The sequence below is a fragment of the Micromonospora sp. WMMD964 genome, assembly GCF_029581455.1.
Classification (GTDB): domain Bacteria; phylum Actinomycetota; class Actinomycetes; order Mycobacteriales; family Micromonosporaceae; genus Micromonospora.
In genome coordinates, this window is sequence record NZ_CP120860.1 from 882,766 (window position 1) to 900,000 (window position 17,235).

Below are 17,235 nucleotides of genomic sequence, written 5' to 3' on the forward strand. Positions count from 1 at the left end.
GCACTCGTCCTGGTCGGTCTCGTGTGGAACGTGTTCGCGCACGGGCCCGACTCGCCGCTACCTCAGATGTCGTGGCTCTGGCTGCCCGCCTTCCTGGACTGGTTCGGGATCGGGATCGTGTTGGCTGTTCTCGCCTCCTGGCCTCCCCGCACCAGTTCGTCGCCGTTCCTCCCGTATCTGGGATCGGACGGGTCCGACCGCGGCGAGGAGGACCTGTGGTCCGGCACGCCGCGCGGGCTGCGCGTCCTCACGTTCGCTCCCGGGACGTCGTGGCTGATCGCCGGCGCGCTGCTCTGGATCGCCAGCACGCCGATCGCCGGCCCCCGGGGCCTCGAACCCGCCACTCCGGTCGAGTCGGTCACCGAGCACCTGCTGTTCCTGCTCATCACGTGGTGTGTGATGGCGCCGCTCGTCGGCCGGGGGTCCGGCGGCGTGCCGCGCGCGCTCCTGCTCCAGCCGCTGGTCAGGTTCCTCGGTCGGATCTCCTACGGCATCTTCCTCTGGCACATCCTCGCCATCGAGGCGTGCTTCCGACTGCTCGGCTTCACCCGGATGCACAGCTCGTTCTGGGCGCTCCTGACGGTGACCCTGGCCCTGACCATCCCGGTCGCGGCCGCCAGCTACTACCTCGTGGAGCGGCCGACGCAGCAACTGCGTCGATTCCTCGCGAGGCGGGCCGACGACCGTCGGGCTCGGGCTTCGTCCGCCGTCCCCGGCGAGGCTCCGGCGTCGCAGGTCGCCGCGTCGGGCCCGGCCGAACAGCCGACCCTGGCGACGCGACTCGTACTTTCCGCGCACCCGACGGGACCGCAGCACGAGGGCGGCGACAGCCACCAGGAGCAGGGCCGTCGGGAGCACGGCGAGTAGCTCCGCCACCGGTTCCGGGCCGACGCGCCACAACCACCACCGCTCGGAGCCGTAGATCGCCAGACCCGCGGCGGCGGGCACCCAGATCCACCCCGGCGTGGGCATCCGACGCCGGTGCAGCAACACGACCAGGAGCGCGCAGCCGAACCCGAGCAGACCACCCAGCAGCGCCGGTACGCCGATCGCGAGCAGCGGCGCGGTCGCCAGGGTGGACGGCACCACCGGGTACGACGGTCGGTGGCGGCGCGCGGGCAGCACTGCCGCGACGACCAACAGCAGCAGCAGACCACCGGCGACCCGCAGGATGATGTCGTACTGCCGGCCCGGTGTGAAGACGAGGTCGATCCGGCCGGCGGCACCAGCCGGCACGAGCCAGGCCTGCTTCCACCCGTCGACCCGGGTCGGTTCGAGCCGGACACCGTCGAGCGTGGCAGTCCAGCCCGGATTGGCGTTCTCCGGTACGACCAGGTAGCTGCTGCCACCGGCACCGACCTCGACCGACCGGTGCTGGTCGGTCCAGGAGAGCACAGTCACCGTCTGGCGGGACGGCTCGCCGACCACGGGTGCGACTGCCGTACCGCTGAGGATCACGCTGTCGACGACGAACCGGTCCGCCGGGGCGGAGATCTCGTTGGGGCCGGCACGCAGGGCGACCTGATCGGCGTCCACCGCCGGTCTGGCCTTGCTTTTGGTCGTGGACTTCGCCGTCGGCTCGACCGCGCACGCCCGGTAGCGCAGTGGCCGCAGGTCCCGGATTTCGCGAAGGGTGCCGGACACCGTCGTCGGCACCGCCGCGCCGTTGACGACGACGGTCGGCCCGGCACCACAGGGCAACGTGACGGTGCGGTCGAGACCTCGGGGTTGGTTGGCCTCGGCCACCCCCTCCACGTCGATACCGCTCAGACCGACCGGAAGGGGCTGCGGCTCGAAGAACGCCGTCGACCGACTGCTGCGCGGCACCGTCGAGGTCACCGCGATGAAGAGCTTGCTGGTACGCAGGGCCGGGAAACGCGCCACCCCGTCCACGTCGACGGCCACCTCCCGGATGCCGTCGTCGCCGGTGATCCGCAGTGTCCTCGGCGGTGCCGCGACCAGGCTCGCCGCGAACCGCAACCGCACCCAACCGACCTTCCGGGGTTTGGCCCAGCGCAGTTCCACCGTCGGTTGGGCGTCGTCCGGGTCCGCCAACCAACCCGTACCGTCGTCGCCGTCGCCCAACGCCCGCGACGAGGCGACCGGGTCGGCGAACCAGGCGCTCGACGCGGTGAACGTCTGACCGCCCACCATCTCGTCGTAGACGGCGAGAGCGGTGGCCGGCACCGGACGGGCCAGGCCGGTGAGGCCGGCGGTGGACGCGCTCGGCAGATCGAAGCGACGGGGCGAAAGGCCGGTTTCCTCACCCTGGCGGATGAGGTCGGGTGCGCAGAGGTAGTGGTCGTCGGCGACGGCGCAGGCCGGCCGGTCACCGGCCTTCCGGGCCAGTGCGATGACCTCCGGCGCGGAGCCGGCCTCGGGCAGTGCCGGTAGCCGCAGGTAACGGCCGGGGGTCACCCCCGGCACCCGCAGATTCCGGATGCCCGCGCGCCGTCCCGGCACGTCGACGCCGGAGACGCCGTCGATCGTCACGCGCAACCAGGTGGTACGCCCCGACGGGATCGTCACCTGTTGCGGGGATCGCCCGCCGTCGGTCACCTGGTGCTCCGAGGTACCGCTGGCCGTGCTGACCTCGACCCGGGTGACCGGTGCACCGATCACCTCGTCGCCCACCATCTGGAGGTCCACGAAACCGACCTGGATCGCCTCCGGGAACCGGACCTCCAGCCACTGGCCCACCGGTTTACGGGCACCGTCGGTCAACCAGGCCGTACCGCTGTCGCCGTCCAGGGCTGCGAACGGCCCGGCGGACGGGTCGCGCAGCCCGGCTGGGCCGGCGACGTCGGCGGCGCTGGACGAGGCCCGCACATCGGCGACGCCGGTGTATCCGGCCGAGGTGAGCGAGGCGTCCCAGGCGGGGTCGAGGATGTCGTGGACCGCGCGCACCTGCCGTGGCCGGTCGTCGGCGGTGAACGTCCGCGAGATGTTGCCGCGGAGAAGTCCGAAGTCGACCTCCCGACGGCGGAGGCTGTCGGCGAGCACCGTGCCCGCACCGGTGACCGCCCGGCCGTCACCGTTGAGGATCACCGGCCGGTTGCCGAGGACACCGGCGTCGCTGAGATCCAGCAGGGTCTCCGGTGCGCCGACCAGGTCGAGCGGTTGCGCCGCGTCCGCCAGAGTGACCCGGGGCGTCGGCCGGTCCACCCGGTAGATCTCCACCGCCGGGTACGTCTTACGCAGCCCGTAGTCCCATGCCCCGCCGAGGTCCGGCGGCACTCCCACACCGGGCCCGAACTCGGCGACCCGGGACAGCCCGGGTGCGCTGTCGAGGGTCCGGTGCACCAGCAGGGGCCAGGCGACGGCACCGACGGGCTGGCGCAGGTCGTTGCGGACGAGCAGGTAGCGCACACCGAGTCGAGCGAGCACGTCGGCCAACCCCGGGGAGACCGTGCCGGAGGCGAGTCGCTCGTCGATGGCGGAGAGCAGCCGGGCGTTCCCGGCGGAGCCGGCCGGCACCAGTGAACGCACCGCCCACGGCGAGTCCAGCAGCGGCTGGACCGGCTCGTCCAGCGAGCGGCCCCAGTCGTACTCGGCGAAGTTCGACCCGGGCACGAGCAGCGTCGTGCCCGGGCCGGCGTTGCGGTCGAGCCAACCGGTCGCCTGCCGCCAGTGCTCGGGCAGGGCCGGGAAGCCGCCGCCCGCCGTCAGGCCCGCGCTGCCCGCACCGGCGGCCACCGCGACGAGGGCGGCGGCGGTGACTCCCAGCGCGACCCGCCGGGGCGCCATCCCGGTGGGTCGGGAGAACCGGCGGATGACGGCGATCAGACCGACCGTGTCCAGCATGTGCGCGGTGGCCAGGGCCAACGGCAGACGGATCACGACGTCGAACTTGTGCAGGTTGCGGAGCGCACCCAGCGGGCCGTCGAGAGCCTCCCGCACGGACGCCGCGAACGGCGCTCCACCGCTCGACAGGTTTCCCGCGGTCAGCGTCAACAGGCCGACCAGCGCCGCGACGAGCAGGAACCGCCGCTCGGGCAGATCCCGGCGGGCCAGGCCGGCCAGCCCGATGCAGGCGACCAGACCGGTGAGCAGGGCCATCCAGGGCACGGTGGCCAGGGCCCATCCGGAGGGCCACCAGGGCAGACCGTCGACCACCAGGTGACCCACCCAGTGCGTGGCACCGCGGACGGCTTCCGGAAGGGAGGTCACGCCGGTGGTCACCGCGGCGCTCTCGGTGAACGGCAGGAACGGGAAGCCGTACCGCTGGAGAAGCAGCAACGGCGCGAGCCACCAGAAGGTGGCCGCCACCATCGCCACCGTCCAGCACGCCAGCAGGCGGAGCCGCCGCTTCCCGGGGGCACGGGTCACGACGTAGAGGAAGGCCGGGAGTACGGCGCAGGCGGCGGCCGCCCCGTTCGCTCCGCCCATGCAGACCACCGCCAGGCCGCTGAGCGCTGCCGCCCGTCGCAGCGAGCCGCCCGCAGCTCCCTTGACCAGCGGCAGCAGCACCCAGGGTGCGACGCAGTACGGCAGCAACTCCAGCGAGACGGTGCCGACCAGGGTCAACGCCCGGGGCGACAGGGCGAACACCGCGCCGGCCACCAGGCGGGACGCGGGGCCACCGAGATCCAGGGCGCGGGCCAGGCGTACCACGCCGGTGAGGGCGACACAGAGCAGCGCCGCCATCCAGAGTCGCTGGACGAGCCACGCGGGGAGACCGATCGCCTCGCCGAGGAGGAAGAACGGGCCCATCGGGAAGAAGTAGCCGACCGCCTGGTTCTGCAGGCTCCCGAACTGCCAGTCGGCGATCCACAGGTGGGTGGCGCGGGCGAGGAACCCGCCCGGGTCCAGGGCCATGTCCAGCTTCGTCTCGGGCACGATGAGACCCGGGCTCTGGGTGACGCACAGCCCGATCAGCGCGAGGCAGACCAGCAGCTCACGGAGGCGCCACACCGCCAGGGACACCGTCGCGGACGGCACCCCCGGAGCACGGCGAGCGGTCGACCACGCGGTCAACACTGCCGTACCGGAACTCCGGTGAGGAGTTCGTCTCGGCTCGCCCTCACCTCGGTCACGGCGTCCTCGGGTACGCCCGCGGCGCGGAGCACCTGCCGGATCGCCGCCGGGTCGGCACCCGGCACCAGAATCCACAGACTCCGCTGGTTCAGCGCGACGTGCCGGGTGTGGGGCAGCAGCGGTGCCACCCGGGCGAGGACATCGTCCGGGTCAGGAGTCCGGACCACGAGGCAGGCGTCTCCGGACGCCCACGGGACCGCCCGTGGCGCGAGCAGGTCGCCGAGGACCGCCCGGACCCGCCGGCCGGTGTCCGCCCAGCGGAACGCGCCGCTCCACTGTCGACATTCGTTCGCCATCCGGTCCGCCTCGGCCAGGGGGGTGACGGCGTCCAGGGCGCGGTCCAGCCCAGCGGCGAGATCGCGGGCGGGGTTCTCGCCCTCACGCACCAGCCACCCGGTCCGACCGGGTCGTACGGCGTCGCGCAGGCCGTCCACGTCGAAGGCGACGGTGGGCAGCCCGGCGGCGGCCGCCTCCACCACCACGAGGCCCCAGCCCTCGCCCCAGGAACCGGACACGTGCAACCAGGCGGCGGCCAGCAGCGCGTCCCGCTCGGCGGAGGGCAGGTGGCCGTGGACCGTCACCAGGTCGCCCAGCCCACGTTCGCCGACCTGCCTGCGGATCGTCTCCACGTCCGGCCCGCCACCGACGATGTCGAGGTGCAGGTCGGACCGCTCCGACCGAAGGTGCTCGACGGCGTCGAGCACCAGGTCGACCCGCTTGTGCCGGGTGACCCGGCCGACGCAGACGAGTCGGGGGCGCTCGTCCCGAGACCCGACTCGGGGGTGGTCGGCGTCCGCACCGTTCGGCACCACGACCACCGGGCCGGTCCAGCCGAGCCGCTCGCGTACGGCAGCAGCGGTGGATGGTGAGACCGCGAGGGTCACGCAGTCGCGGTAGACCCGGCGGGCGACGGGCCCTTCCAGCCAGGCCCCGAAGCGGCCGACCAGCGGCCCGAAGTACAGCCGGAACTGCCTGTCGTGCACGTGGTGGATCACGCAGACCACCGGCACGCTCGCCGGCAGGACCGCCGGGCTGAAGAACGGGATGCCGTTCTGGCAGTCCAGCACGGCGTCGAACCGATGTCGGCGGCGCGACAACCAACCCAGTACCCGGGGGTAGATGCTCCACCGGCCGCCGACCCGGACGATCCGGATGCCGTCCCGGACCTCGTCGCCGCGCTGCCCCCGGGGCCGCGCGGTCAGGAAGGTGACCTCCGCACCGGCGGTCACCAGATCACGGGCGACCTGCCAGGCGTACACCTCGGCACCCCCGGCATCGGGATGCCAGGGGTCCTTCCAGTTGAGCACCGCGATCCGGCGGCCCACCACCGGGACGTCGGTGGTGGGAGCCGCAGCGACCGGGGAGGATCCGACACTCACGGCCGCAATCCAACAGTGGCGGCACCGGTGGCCACGTCGGGGGCCACCGGGATGGCGACGACCGGCACCGGCACGGTGGGAACGACGTTGGCGTGCCGCAGCCGCCAGCGGATCTTCGCGACGTCCACGAAGCTCTGCCAGCCGTGGCGGACCGGGGAGAAGCGGGAGCCGGGCACGTCCACCCAGTTGACCGGGATCTCCTCCAGCCGGGCACCGGCACGCTCGACGCGCCCCAGCACCTCCACGTCGAAGGCGAACCCGCCGCAGCGCAGTGGCGCGAACGCTCGTCGCGCGACGTCGCCGCGGAAGAACTTGAACCCGCACTGTGTCTCGCCCACGCTGCGGACCACCTGCCGGACCGCGCCCCGGAACGCCACCGCACCCCACCGGCGGAGCAGGCTGTGCCGCTCCTCGACGACCGACTCGGGGTGCGCCCGCGAACCGACCACCACGTCGACACCGTCGGTCAGCAGGCCGAGCACCTGCCCGAGGTTGTCCGGCGCGGTGGCCAGGTCGGCGTCACAGAAGCCGACGTAGCGCGCGTCGCTGGCGAGCACACCGGTCCGCACCGCGAACCCCTTTCCTCGCTCGCCGCACCACAACAGACGGACGGGGACCGTGCCGGGGAGCGCGGACGACACCACCTCGGCGGTGGCGTCGGTGCTGGCGTTGTCGACGACTGTCACCCGACAGGGCACACCCAGACCGGCCAGCGCCGCCCGGAGCAGGAGCAGGGTGTCCGGCAGTCGGTCCGCCTCGTTGAAGGCCGGCACCACGACGTCGAGTACGACCGCATCTGACGACACGTCAGGAGGTAGGACCTCCATGGAGGGCCGTCAGCGCTCGCCGTACACGATGATGGGCTGCTCCACGTTGGCAGGCTTGGTGTTGCTGCTGGTGATGGTGGACGTCCCGATGGAGACGGCCAGAATTCCCAGCACGGCCCCCACCGCGGCGGCGACGACCGCGGTCAGGAGGGGATTGAAGGTTGCCTTCATTGACGATCCCTTCGACGAGAGGTACCGGACAGTAACATGCACCGCCGCCGTGCTGTGGGGTACGAAAGGGCGATCAACAGGGTGCCCCCGAGTACCGAATACCCCAGTGCCGGAACAATGCCGACAGTCTCTGATGAGCGGGAAGAACCACCATCAGGCAGACAGAACAGCGTCAATGTCGGGCCGCGTCGGATCAGGTCGGCGTCCGCGAAACGGCTCTCGACCTCGGCAGCGCCGGGTTGGTCGGTCTGGATGAGCACGTATCGCACGCCGAGCCGACGAAGGGCCGGGCCGGGATCACCGGGTGCCGCCAGGACCGCCGCCACCCGATCGGCTTCGCGGCTCTCCCCCCTGATCCGGTCCCGGCCGACCAGCACGTCCTGATCCCCGATCACCGGTCGGCGGAACGCCCGCGCCGCCGGGTCGAGCACTGGCACGTTGCCCGCCCAACGGTAGGCACGGAACGACGACCAGGGCAGCGAGACCAGGCTCCCGCCCGCCGGGTCCCGGTTCACCACCGCACGCACGGCCGCCCACTCGGCCGGATACCGCGCCGTGTCGAGTTGGCCGCTGAGACCCCAGGCCAGACCGGGAAGGAGCAGCACCGGGGCGAACACCACGAGCGGAGTCAACGCGCGAGCGCCCGTCGCGACCAGCGACTCCACCAGCATCCCGAGGCCCACCGCCTGCAGCAGCGCGAGCGGCGCGAGCAGGCGGGTGCCGTCGCGGACGGCCCCGACCAGCGGAACCTGCTCGACCAGCGTGGCCGTCCACTGCGCGCCGCCCGGCCAGGCCGGAACCACAGCGATCACCGTGCCCAGCACGGCACCGACGAGCAGCCCCCACCAGGCCGCCGACGGCCACCGACGACGGGTCAGCGCGAACCCCCAGACCGCCGCCACGGCGAGCACCAACGCGAGCAGTGCCACCGGCCACTGGTCACGACCGACCGGCACGGCGTACCGGCTCCAGACACCGCCGAGCGTGACGACACTGCCGAGCACGCCGAGTGGCGTGTCCGCCCGGGCGGCGAACGCGGCGACCCCCCGCTCGTCGAGATCGAAACCACCGCCGCGCTCGGTCAGCGCCAGCAGCCACGGAGCGGTGAGGCCGGCCAGCGTCGCGGCGCCCGCGACGAGCGCCCGCCACCGCCGGGCCAGGGCCAACGCCGGAGCGCAGGTCAGCACCGCGGCCAACACCATCGCCGGACCGCCCAACACCACCGCCAGGCCACCGGCGACCGCCGAGCGCCTCCTCGGGCCGTCGACCGGGTCGGTGCCGTCCGGCCGACGTCGCAGGACCCCCAACACCCAGGCGTACGCCCAGGGCAACGCGGCGTACCCGGCGATCACCGCCCACTGCCCGAGGTGCAGCCTCCCGTACACCCAGGGGTTCCACACGTACCCGAGCCCGGCCGCGACCCGCGCCAGCGGGTGAGCGACGGGAGCCGACCGGGCGGCACCCACCGCGGCCAGCGCGAGACAGCCGGCCAGCAGCGCCTTCTCCGCCAGGTCGGCGGTGAGCAACCGGGACAGGCCCACCGCGAGCAGTTCGCTGGGCACCGCACGCGGCAGCTCCGAGCCGCTGCCCCAGACCGTCGCGCCGAACGGCGGGTCCGGCACGAACACCAGGTCGTACCGGAGGAGGTAACCCCGGCGGAGCACCGGGCCGAGGATCGCGAGGACCACGCCGAGACCGAGCACGACCTCCGGCCACCAACGACGGAGTACGACGGCGGCGCGGCGCGGCGGTGTGCCGGACTCCGGCATCGGTCGGCGCACACGGACCCCCACAGACCTGGACGGGAAGCGGGCCCGACGTCGCACCCGGGGCTCCGGACAGCACTCTAGGGCCTGATCCGGACCTGACATGCCCCTAGGCACGGGACGAGCACGGGCGGTACCTTGCCTGACGACGCCGACGAGCTGACCGCGTCGAGGTCGCTCGGCTCAGGGCACAGCCGATCCCCCCGGCGAACCGACATGAGGCGCGATGACAGAGACGACGGCCGGGCCCGGTCCGGGCCGGCTGGGTGCGGCCGGTGCGGCGGTGGCGGTCGCCGCGATGGTGACGAACGGGCTGGCCTACCTGCTTCCGATGATCGGTGCCCGGCACCTGGCGGCCGAGGAGCTGAGTGTGCTGGCCACCGTGCTGGCCCTGGTCGCGATCGCCGGTGTGGCGGGGGTGGGGCTACAGATGGCGGTCGCTGTTCACCGCGCCCGCCGACCCGGGGCGCCGACCACGCGGGTCACCGTCGTCACCGCCGCGGTCGCCGCCGGGGCCGTCGTCGTGGCCATGCCGCTGATGGTGACCGCCCTTCGGCTGTCGGTGACGGTCGTGGCACTGGTGGCCGCGACGACCTTCGCGGTCGTGCTGGCCGGCCGTTGGCTCGGTGAGCTACAGGGCGGGCAGCGCTTCCTGCGCCTCGCCTGGGCCATGAGCGCGTTCGCCGTCGGCCGGTACGCCGGCATGATCGCCACCCTCGCCCTCGGTTTCGACGTCGTGGACACGCTCCTCGCCGGCCTGGTGACCGCGTACCTCGTCCTGCCGGTCCTGGCCTGGATCGCCCGCCCCGCCTCGGCGGACCCGGTCGACACGGTGAGCGCCGGGACCGCCCTGCGGGTCCGGCAGGTGCTCAGCGCCGGCACCGCGGCGCTGGCGATGCTCGTGGTGTCGTACGCCGACCTGATCTTCGCTCGCCAACTGCTGTCGCCTGCGGACTCCGGGGCGTACTCCGTCGGCACCGTCCTCACCAAGGGCGCGCTGTGGGCACCTCAGGTGATCACGGTGCTGGCCCTGCCCCGCCTCGCCGTCGGTGACCGCCGCCTCCGCACCACCATGCTCGCGGTCATCGGCGCCTGTGGCGCCGTCCTGGTCGTCGCCTCGGCCCTGGCCGGCGGCTTCGCGTTCCGCCTGGCCGGCGGTGAGGACTACGCCCGACTGGGTGGGTACGCCCCGTTCTTCGCCGCCACCGGGGCGCTCTACGCGCTGGTCTTCGCCGTGGTCAACGCGAAGATCGCGGCCGGGGCGCGCTGGCCCTCCGCGCCGCTCTGGGTGGCGGCCGGTGTGCTGGCCGTCCTGACCATGCTCGTCGCGCCGCGTACGTTCCAGGGGATCATGTGGTGCGCTCTCGCCGTCGCCGCGACGACCGCGCTGGTGATGGTCTGCACCCCGACACGACGGGACGTGCCGGACCCGCCCTCGTCGACGAGCGCCGTCGAACACCAGATCGTCGGCTGACCGCCCGGTCACCTGCCTTCGCGCTTGAACAACACCGAGTTGACGTAGCGCGGACGGGGGAGGACGACACGTCGCGCGAGGCTCTGGGTGACCCGGGCGATCGCGCCCCGCTGGTTTCCCCGGATGTCGAAGTCGGCGAGCGGCAACCATTCCCGCTCCGGCAGGACGTAGCCGCAGTATCCCCACTCGTCGAGCAGATCGATGATCGGAGCGATCGGCTGGATCCTCTCCTCCACCTCGATCAACAGCACCGGCCCGTCCCGGTCGATCGTCGCGGCCCCGCCACGCAACGCCGACAGTTCGTGACCCTCCACATCGATCTTCAGGAACCGCACGTCGTCGAGGCCGAGGCCGTCGATCGTGACCCGCGGGACGGTGACCGACGTCGAGCTGCCCTCGCCCTGTTCCAGAGACGAGGTGCCGACGGCCGGGCCGTTCTTCGGCAGGAACAGCTCGGCGCTGCCCTCGTGGTCCGACGCCACCGCGCGAACCACCCGCACCTCGGGGAAGGCGCTCGAAATGCTGCGGGCGAGTTCCTCGTTCGGCTCGATGGCGACCACCTGGTCGGCCAGCTTGCGCATCCGCTGGGTCCACGGCCCGTACCAGGCGCCCACGTCCACTGCCGTGCCACCGGCGGGCATGAACTCCCCGAGGCACGCCAGCTCCGGCTCGACCCTCGGGTAGACGGCCCGGATCGCCCCCGCGACGACCCGGTCCGGAAGGAGCGACGCCACATGCGAACTCACTGCGGTCACCAGACCGGTCGAAGACGGCATGAGCGCAAAGGTACGGGTCAGCGACACACCTGAATAGGTGTACTTACTACCGAGTAGAACCAACCCGATCGGTCAGGAATCCCCTGCCAACCAGTCCTCCAGCAGGCGGTGGTCGATCGCGTCCAGCCGACCGAGCGAACGGCCGCCGGCCACCCGCTCCCGCAGCTCCGCCCGGGTGAACCAACGCGCCTCCAGCAACTCCTCGCCGTCCACGCGTACCTCGTCGGACGTCGCGGTCGCCCGGAACCCCACCATCAGACCGGCCGGGAACGGCCACGCCTGCGACCCCTGGTAGGTCACGTCGGTGACGGTCACGCCCGCCTCCTCGGCCATCTCCCGGCGGACCGCGTCCTCCAGGCTCTCGCCGACCTCGACGAAGCCGGCCAGCGTCGAGAACGCGTCCTCGGCAGCGCCCGCGTGCCGGGCCAACAAACACCGCCCCGGCGAACCCGGCGCCTCGACCAACACGATGATCGCCGGTTCGATCCGGGGAAACAGCAGCCGCCCGCAATCCCCGCCGGTGCAGGTCCGCAGGTGCCCGCCGCCCCCGGCGACGGCCGGCGCACCGCACGTCCCGCAGAACCGCTGCTGCCGGTGCCAGTGCAACAACCCCCTGGCGTACGCCTGGGCGGCCGCCTCACCCGGATCGAGCCGCCCGACCAAAGCCCGTACGTCGACGGCACGTACCGCACCGGCCATCTCGACGGCGGACCGCTCGGGAAGTGCGGACAGATCCACGGCGAACACGGCCACGTCCCCGTCCAGCCCCAGGAACACCGTCTCACCGGCGGCGGACCGGACCAGCGAAGCGCGATCCGCGGTGAGCCGCACCGGGCCGTCCCCGTCGACGAGACAGCGGTCCCGCCACATCGGCAGCACCACTGTCGTCGGCTCGGCGAGCAGCGCGTTCATCCGGCTCGGATCGGTGCGCAGCGGACCCGCCCGGTCCAGCCGACCACCGGCGTACGCCAACGCCCGCTCCGCCGTGTCCACGAGGCCACCGTGCCACGTGCGCGGTCCCCCGCTGGCAGCGACCCCGGGCTCGTGCGACACGCCGGGAGACACGCCGTACCTGGGCCTGGCGGGCGTAGCCGCGAAGGACCGCCGGGCATTCGTTACCGTAGGTGGCTCCGGGAGTGGGAAACTCCCGCGGCACCCTGGCGATCGAGGTTCCAGTGACGCTGTACGGCGACAAGACTCCACCCGCCGACGACCGGCCCACCGTGCAGGTCACCGCGGTCAGCTGGCCCGACGACGGGTCGACCGACGCGCCGGTGCCCGGCCCCGGGGAGCCGGAGGCCGGGCCGCGCCGCCCGCGCCGGATGCGGATGTTGCTCGCCGCCGGCGTCACCGGTGGTGTGGTGGCCGCGGTGGCAGGTGCGGGCGCCTGGGCGTACGCCGGAGATGTTCCGCGCGGCACCAGCGTGCTCGGCGCCGAACTGGGCGGCCGGAGCCGCGCGGACGCCGACCGCGAGTTGCGGGCCGAGCTGGCCCGGCGGGCGGCGGACCACGCCAAGCCGTTGACCGTCAGCGTCGACGGGCGTACCGCCGAGATCAACCCGGCCGACATCGGGCTGGAGGTCGACGTGCCGGCGACCGTCGCCGCGGCGGCTGCCGCCGACGCGCACCCGGTCAGCCGACTGGTCGGCTCCCGCACCGTCGACCCGGTGGTCACCGTCGACGTGGCCCGGTTGGACGACGCCCTCCGTAAGGTCCTCGGCGACCAGGCCCAGGGCATGACCATGCCGGCGATCACCTATCAGGGCACCAAGCCGAAGGTGGTGCAGCCCAAGCCCGGGCTGGCCCTGAACGCGGAGCGCTCCGCCGAGGTGGTCCGTTCCGGTTGGCTGGCCGGCACACCGATCACGGTGCCGCTGGTGGAGACCCACCCGACGACGACCCCGGAGGAACTGGACCGGCTCGTCAACGAGCTGGCGAAGCCCGCGGTCGCCGCGCCCGTCACCCTCCGCACGACCAAGGGTTCGGTCAAGGTCCCGCCCGCCGCCATCGCGAAGAGCCTGCGGTTCACCGCCGACAAGACCGGCAAGCTGACGCCGTCGGTGGACGTCAAGCGGCTGCGGGCAGCGCTCGGCGACGACCTCAACACCATCGAGGTGCCGGCGAAGGACGCCACCATGACCATCACCGGTGGCCGCCCCACCGTCGTCGACGGGCGACCCGGCCAGCAACTGGACGCGGCGACCCTGGGTCAGGACCTGCTGGCCGTCCTACCCAAGCCGGACGGCCGCGAGGTGTCCGGCGAGCTGAAGCCGACGCAACCCGAACTGACGGCGGAGAAACTGTCCGGCCTGGGCATCAAGGAGAAGGTGTCCACCTTCACCACCCGCTTCACCGGCGGCCTGGCCTCCGCGCGCAGCCAGAACATCACCACCATCGCCAAGGACGTCGACGGCACCGTCGTCCTGCCCGGAAAGACGTTCTCCCTGAACGGCCACACCGGCGAACGCGGCTACGCACAGGGCTACCGTGACGCCCCGGTCATCCTCAACGGCAAACTGGTGCCGGGCGTCGGCGGTGGCACCTCACAGTTCACCACCACGCTGTTCAACGCGACCTACTACGCCGGCCTGGAAGACGTCGAGCACAAGCCGCACTCGTACTGGTTCGACAGGTACCCGGCGGTCATCGAGTCCACGATCTTCTGGCCGGACCTGGACTTCAAGTTCCGCAACAACACCGAGTACGGCGTCCTCATCGACACCTCGTACACCTCCAACTCGATCACCGTGTCGATCTGGAGCACGAAGATCTACGACAGCGTGAAGACGGAGTACGGTCCCCGCCGCAACATCACCACTCCGAAGCTGATCCATCTGGAGCCCGGTCCGTCGTGCATCGCGACCAACGGGATCAACGGCTTCACCCAGGACGCGTTCCGCGTCATCAAGAAGGGTGGAGCGGTGGTCAAGCGGGAGAAGTTCACCTGGCGCTACGACGCAGAGCCCCGCTACGTCTGCGGTCCGAAGCCCTGACGAACGCCTGATCGACTCGGCTTCGCTGAAACCGGGGCATCCACCCGTGCGGGATACACCGACATCACCGAAACCGAGTCGATCATGGGCCAGCGGGCACCACGGGCGGCACCACCGGGCGGCCCGAGGGCATGCCGCGGGCGGCCCGAGGGCATGCCGCGGGCGGCCCGAGGGCATGCCGCGGGCGGCCCGAGGGCATGCCGCGGGCGGCCCGAGGGCATGCCGCGGTGCGGTGGATCTGCTGCGTGACGAGGCGCCCGAAGCGGATGTCCCCCCTGACGTGGTTGTCGGCTGCGGTGCGGGGCTCGGATGAAGCTACGTCGACAGCCGGCTCAGCCCCGCTGGCTGGAGATCTTGGACAGTTTCCGTTCTCGCGTAGCGGAAACTGTCCAAGATCTCGTCAGGGTGTGGGCCTCGGGTGCCGGTGCGTCCTGTCGGGTGTGGTGATCGGGTGGGTCGCGGGCCTTGCGGCGGCTGCGGCGGCTGCGGGTTGCCGATGTGGTGGTGTCCTGTGCTGGGGATACCCCCACTTCGGTGACGTGGGGTGGATCATCCACCTTGTGGTGTGGGTTCGTGGTGCGGCAACCGCGCGGTGTCTCGCGCTGGTGCGTTCCCGCAGAGAGGGTCTGGTGTAGCGGCTGCGAGGCAACTGCGGTATCCAGCGCTGGTGCGTCCCTGCGGAGGGGGCCTGGTGTAGCCGGTTACCCAGCAACCGCGGTCTCCCGCGCTGGTGCAGCCCTTCGGCGGGGGGATGGCCTGGTGTAGCGGTTGCGGGGCCGGCTGGGCGCGGCGCCAGCAGGATCCGGCTGTGAAACGGCCGATGGGACGGCCCCGTGGAGTAAACCCGAGAGGACGGTGCGGTGGAACAGCCCGACGGAAACGCTCTGACGAACGTCCCGGTGGGATAACCCGAGAGGACGGCGTAGCGGAACGGCCCTGGTTGGGATAGTCCGATCATCGGCCTGGCGCGGTCACGTATGCGGGAAAAATATGCCGGGTATGCAGAACGGGCCACCCCGCAAAGGGGTGGCCCGTTCTGGAAGATTGTCCGGCGGCGTCCTACTCTCCCACACCCTCACGAGTGCAGTACCATCGGCGCTGGAGGGCTTAGCTTCCGGGTTCGGAATGTAACCGGGCGTTTCCCCTCCGCCATGACCGCCGTAACTCTATGAACATATCAAACAACCCCGGCACACAGTTCACGGGTGTTCGCTCGTTCAGAGTTGCACAGTGGACGCGTAGCAGCTTAGTAGTCAAGTCCTCGGCCTATTAGTACCGGTCAACTGAACCCGTTACCGGGCTTACATTTCCGGCCTATCAACCCAGTCGTCTAGCTGGGGGCCTTACCCCACCAAAGGTGGGTGGGATACCTCATCTTGAAGCAGGCTTCCCGCTTAGATGCTTTCAGCGGTTATCCCTTCCGAACGTAGCTAACCAGCCGTGCCCTTGGCAGGACAACTGGCACACCAGAGGTTCGTCCGTCCCGGTCCTCTCGTACTAGGGACAGCCCTTCTCAAGTATCCTACGCGCACGGCGGATAGGGACCGAACTGTCTCACGACGTTCTAAACCCAGCTCGCGTACCGCTTTAATGGGCGAACAGCCCAACCCTTGGGACCTGCTACAGCCCCAGGATGCGACGAGCCGACATCGAGGTGCCAAACCATCCCGTCGATATGGACTCTTGGGGAAGATCAGCCTGTTATCCCCGGGGTACCTTTTATCCGTTGAGCGACACCGCTTCCACTCGCAAGTGCCGGATCACTAGTCCCGACTTTCGTCCCTGCTCGACCTGTCAGTCTCACAGTCAAGCTCCCTTGTGTACTTGCACTCAACACCTGATTGCCAACCAGGCTGAGGGAACCTTTGGGCGCCTCCGTTACCCTTTAGGAGGCAACCGCCCCAGTTAAACTACCCACCAGACACTGTCCCTGAACCGGATAACGGTCCGAAGTTAGATACCCAAATCAACCAGAGTGGTATTTCAAGATTGCCTCCACCCATACTGGCGTATGGACTTCACCGGCTCCCACCTATCCTACACAAGCTAATTCGAGTACCAATGTCAAGCTATAGTAAAGGTCCCGGGGTCTTTCCGTCCTGCCGCGCGTAACGAGCATCTTTACTCGTACTGCAATTTCGCCGGGCCTGTGGTTGAGACAGTGGGGAAGTCGTTACGCCATTCGTGCAGGTCGGAACTTACCCGACAAGGAATTTCGCTACCTTAGGATGGTTATAGTTACCACCGCCGTTTACTGGCGCTTAAGTTCTCCGCTTCGCCCCGAAGAGCTAACAGGTCCCCTTAACGTTCCAGCACCGGGCAGGCGTCAGTCCATATACATCGAATTACTTCTTCGCATGGACCTGTGTTTTTAGTAAACAGTCGCTTCCCCCTGCTCTCTGCGGCCATACAACGCTCCACCCGCGCGGGGCTTCACGTCTCCGGCCCCCCTTCTCCCTAAGTTACGGGGGCAATTTGCCGAGTTCCTTAACCACAGTTCGCCCGATCGCCTCGGTATTCTCTACCTGACCACCTGTGTCGGTTTGGGGTACGGGCCGCTAAGAACTCGCTAGAGGCTTTTCTCGGCAGCATAGGATCACTGACTTCACCTGAATCGGCTCGGCATCACGTCTCAGCCTTCAAGTGGTGCGGATTTGCCTACACCACGGCCTACACGCTTACCCCGGCACAACCACCGGCCGGGCTCAGCTACCTTCCTGCGTCACCCCATCGCTTGACTACTACCCGCCAGGTTCCCACGCTCCCCACCATCCGTCCGAAGACATCAGGTAGCTCGGGTGGTTAGCACAAC

The 17,235-nt window shown here is 70.7% G+C and carries 9 protein-coding genes and 2 rRNA genes (1 of these 11 only partly in view); 2 read left to right on the plus strand and 9 right to left on the minus strand.

Annotated features, from left to right (window positions below; translation table 11 throughout):
• Nucleotides 1–57 precede the first annotated feature (57 nt).
• From O7616_RS04200 to O7616_RS04220, 5 genes are read right to left on the minus strand one after another with little or no spacing between them, the layout of a single operon-like run.
• Nucleotides 58–4,914 carry an alpha-(1->3)-arabinofuranosyltransferase family protein gene (locus tag O7616_RS04200; protein WP_282305689.1) on the minus strand — a complete coding sequence of 1,619 codons (4,857 nt, stop codon included), beginning with the start codon at nucleotides 4,912–4,914 and terminating at the stop codon, nucleotides 58–60.
• Between the two features lie 59 nt (nucleotides 4,915–4,973).
• Nucleotides 4,974–6,416, minus strand: a complete 1,443-nt coding sequence (locus tag O7616_RS04205) for a glycosyltransferase family 4 protein (RefSeq protein ID WP_282305690.1) — start codon at nucleotides 6,414–6,416, stop codon at nucleotides 4,974–4,976.
• A complete protein-coding gene (locus tag O7616_RS04210) occupies nucleotides 6,413–7,222 on the minus strand; it encodes a glycosyltransferase (RefSeq protein WP_282305691.1) in 810 nt (269 codons plus the stop codon). The genes O7616_RS04205 and O7616_RS04210 overlap by 4 nt, the downstream gene beginning before the upstream one ends.
• 30 nt (nucleotides 7,223–7,252) lie before the next feature.
• Nucleotides 7,253–7,414: a hypothetical protein gene (locus tag O7616_RS04215; protein WP_282305692.1), complete on the minus strand. Its 162-nt coding sequence runs from the start codon at nucleotides 7,412–7,414 to the stop codon at nucleotides 7,253–7,255.
• Nucleotides 7,411–9,195, minus strand: coding sequence for a hypothetical protein (locus O7616_RS04220; protein WP_282305693.1), 1,785 nt, complete (start codon nucleotides 9,193–9,195; stop codon nucleotides 7,411–7,413). Before O7616_RS04220 ends, O7616_RS04215 begins: the two co-directional genes overlap by 4 nt.
• Nucleotides 9,196–9,406: 211 nt before the next feature.
• Here O7616_RS04220 and O7616_RS04225 point away from each other — a divergent pair, with 211 nt between their 5' ends.
• Nucleotides 9,407–10,654 carry a polysaccharide biosynthesis protein gene (locus O7616_RS04225; RefSeq protein ID WP_282305694.1) on the plus strand — a complete coding sequence of 416 codons (1,248 nt, stop codon included), beginning with the start codon at nucleotides 9,407–9,409 and terminating at the stop codon, nucleotides 10,652–10,654.
• A gap of 8 nt (nucleotides 10,655–10,662) precedes the next feature.
• Here O7616_RS04225 and O7616_RS04230 read toward each other — a convergent pair whose 3' ends face one another.
• Nucleotides 10,663–11,400 (minus strand): FkbM family methyltransferase, encoded by a 738-nt coding sequence (locus O7616_RS04230; RefSeq protein ID WP_282305695.1) that lies wholly within the window; start codon nucleotides 11,398–11,400, stop codon nucleotides 10,663–10,665.
• A 102-nt stretch (nucleotides 11,401–11,502) separates the two neighbouring features.
• Entirely contained in the window at nucleotides 11,503–12,423 is a 921-nt protein-coding gene (gene nudC / locus O7616_RS04235) for an NAD(+) diphosphatase (RefSeq protein WP_282305696.1), read from the minus strand.
• 182 nt (nucleotides 12,424–12,605) lie between these two features.
• On the opposite strand from nudC, the gene O7616_RS04240 reads away from it, so the two are divergent.
• Nucleotides 12,606–14,423: a VanW family protein gene (locus O7616_RS04240; protein ID WP_282307523.1), complete on the plus strand. Its 1,818-nt coding sequence runs from the start codon at nucleotides 12,606–12,608 to the stop codon at nucleotides 14,421–14,423.
• A 1,046-nt stretch (nucleotides 14,424–15,469) separates the two neighbouring features.
• Here O7616_RS04240 and rrf read toward each other — a convergent pair.
• Nucleotides 15,470–15,586, minus strand: a 5S ribosomal RNA gene (gene rrf, locus O7616_RS04245).
• A gap of 86 nt (nucleotides 15,587–15,672) precedes the next feature.
• Nucleotides 15,673–17,235 (minus strand): 23S ribosomal RNA (locus tag O7616_RS04250) (it continues 1,548 nt past the right edge of the window).

Bases quoted from the DNA above. Each gene is read 5' to 3' on its own strand.
- O7616_RS04225 (WP_282305694.1), top strand. From the start codon at position 9,407: ATGACAGAGACGACGGCCGGGCCCGGTCCGGGCCGGCTGGGTGCGGCC.
- O7616_RS04215 (WP_282305692.1), bottom strand. From the start codon at position 7,414: ATGAAGGCAACCTTCAATCCCCTCCTGACCGCGGTCGTCGCCGCCGCG.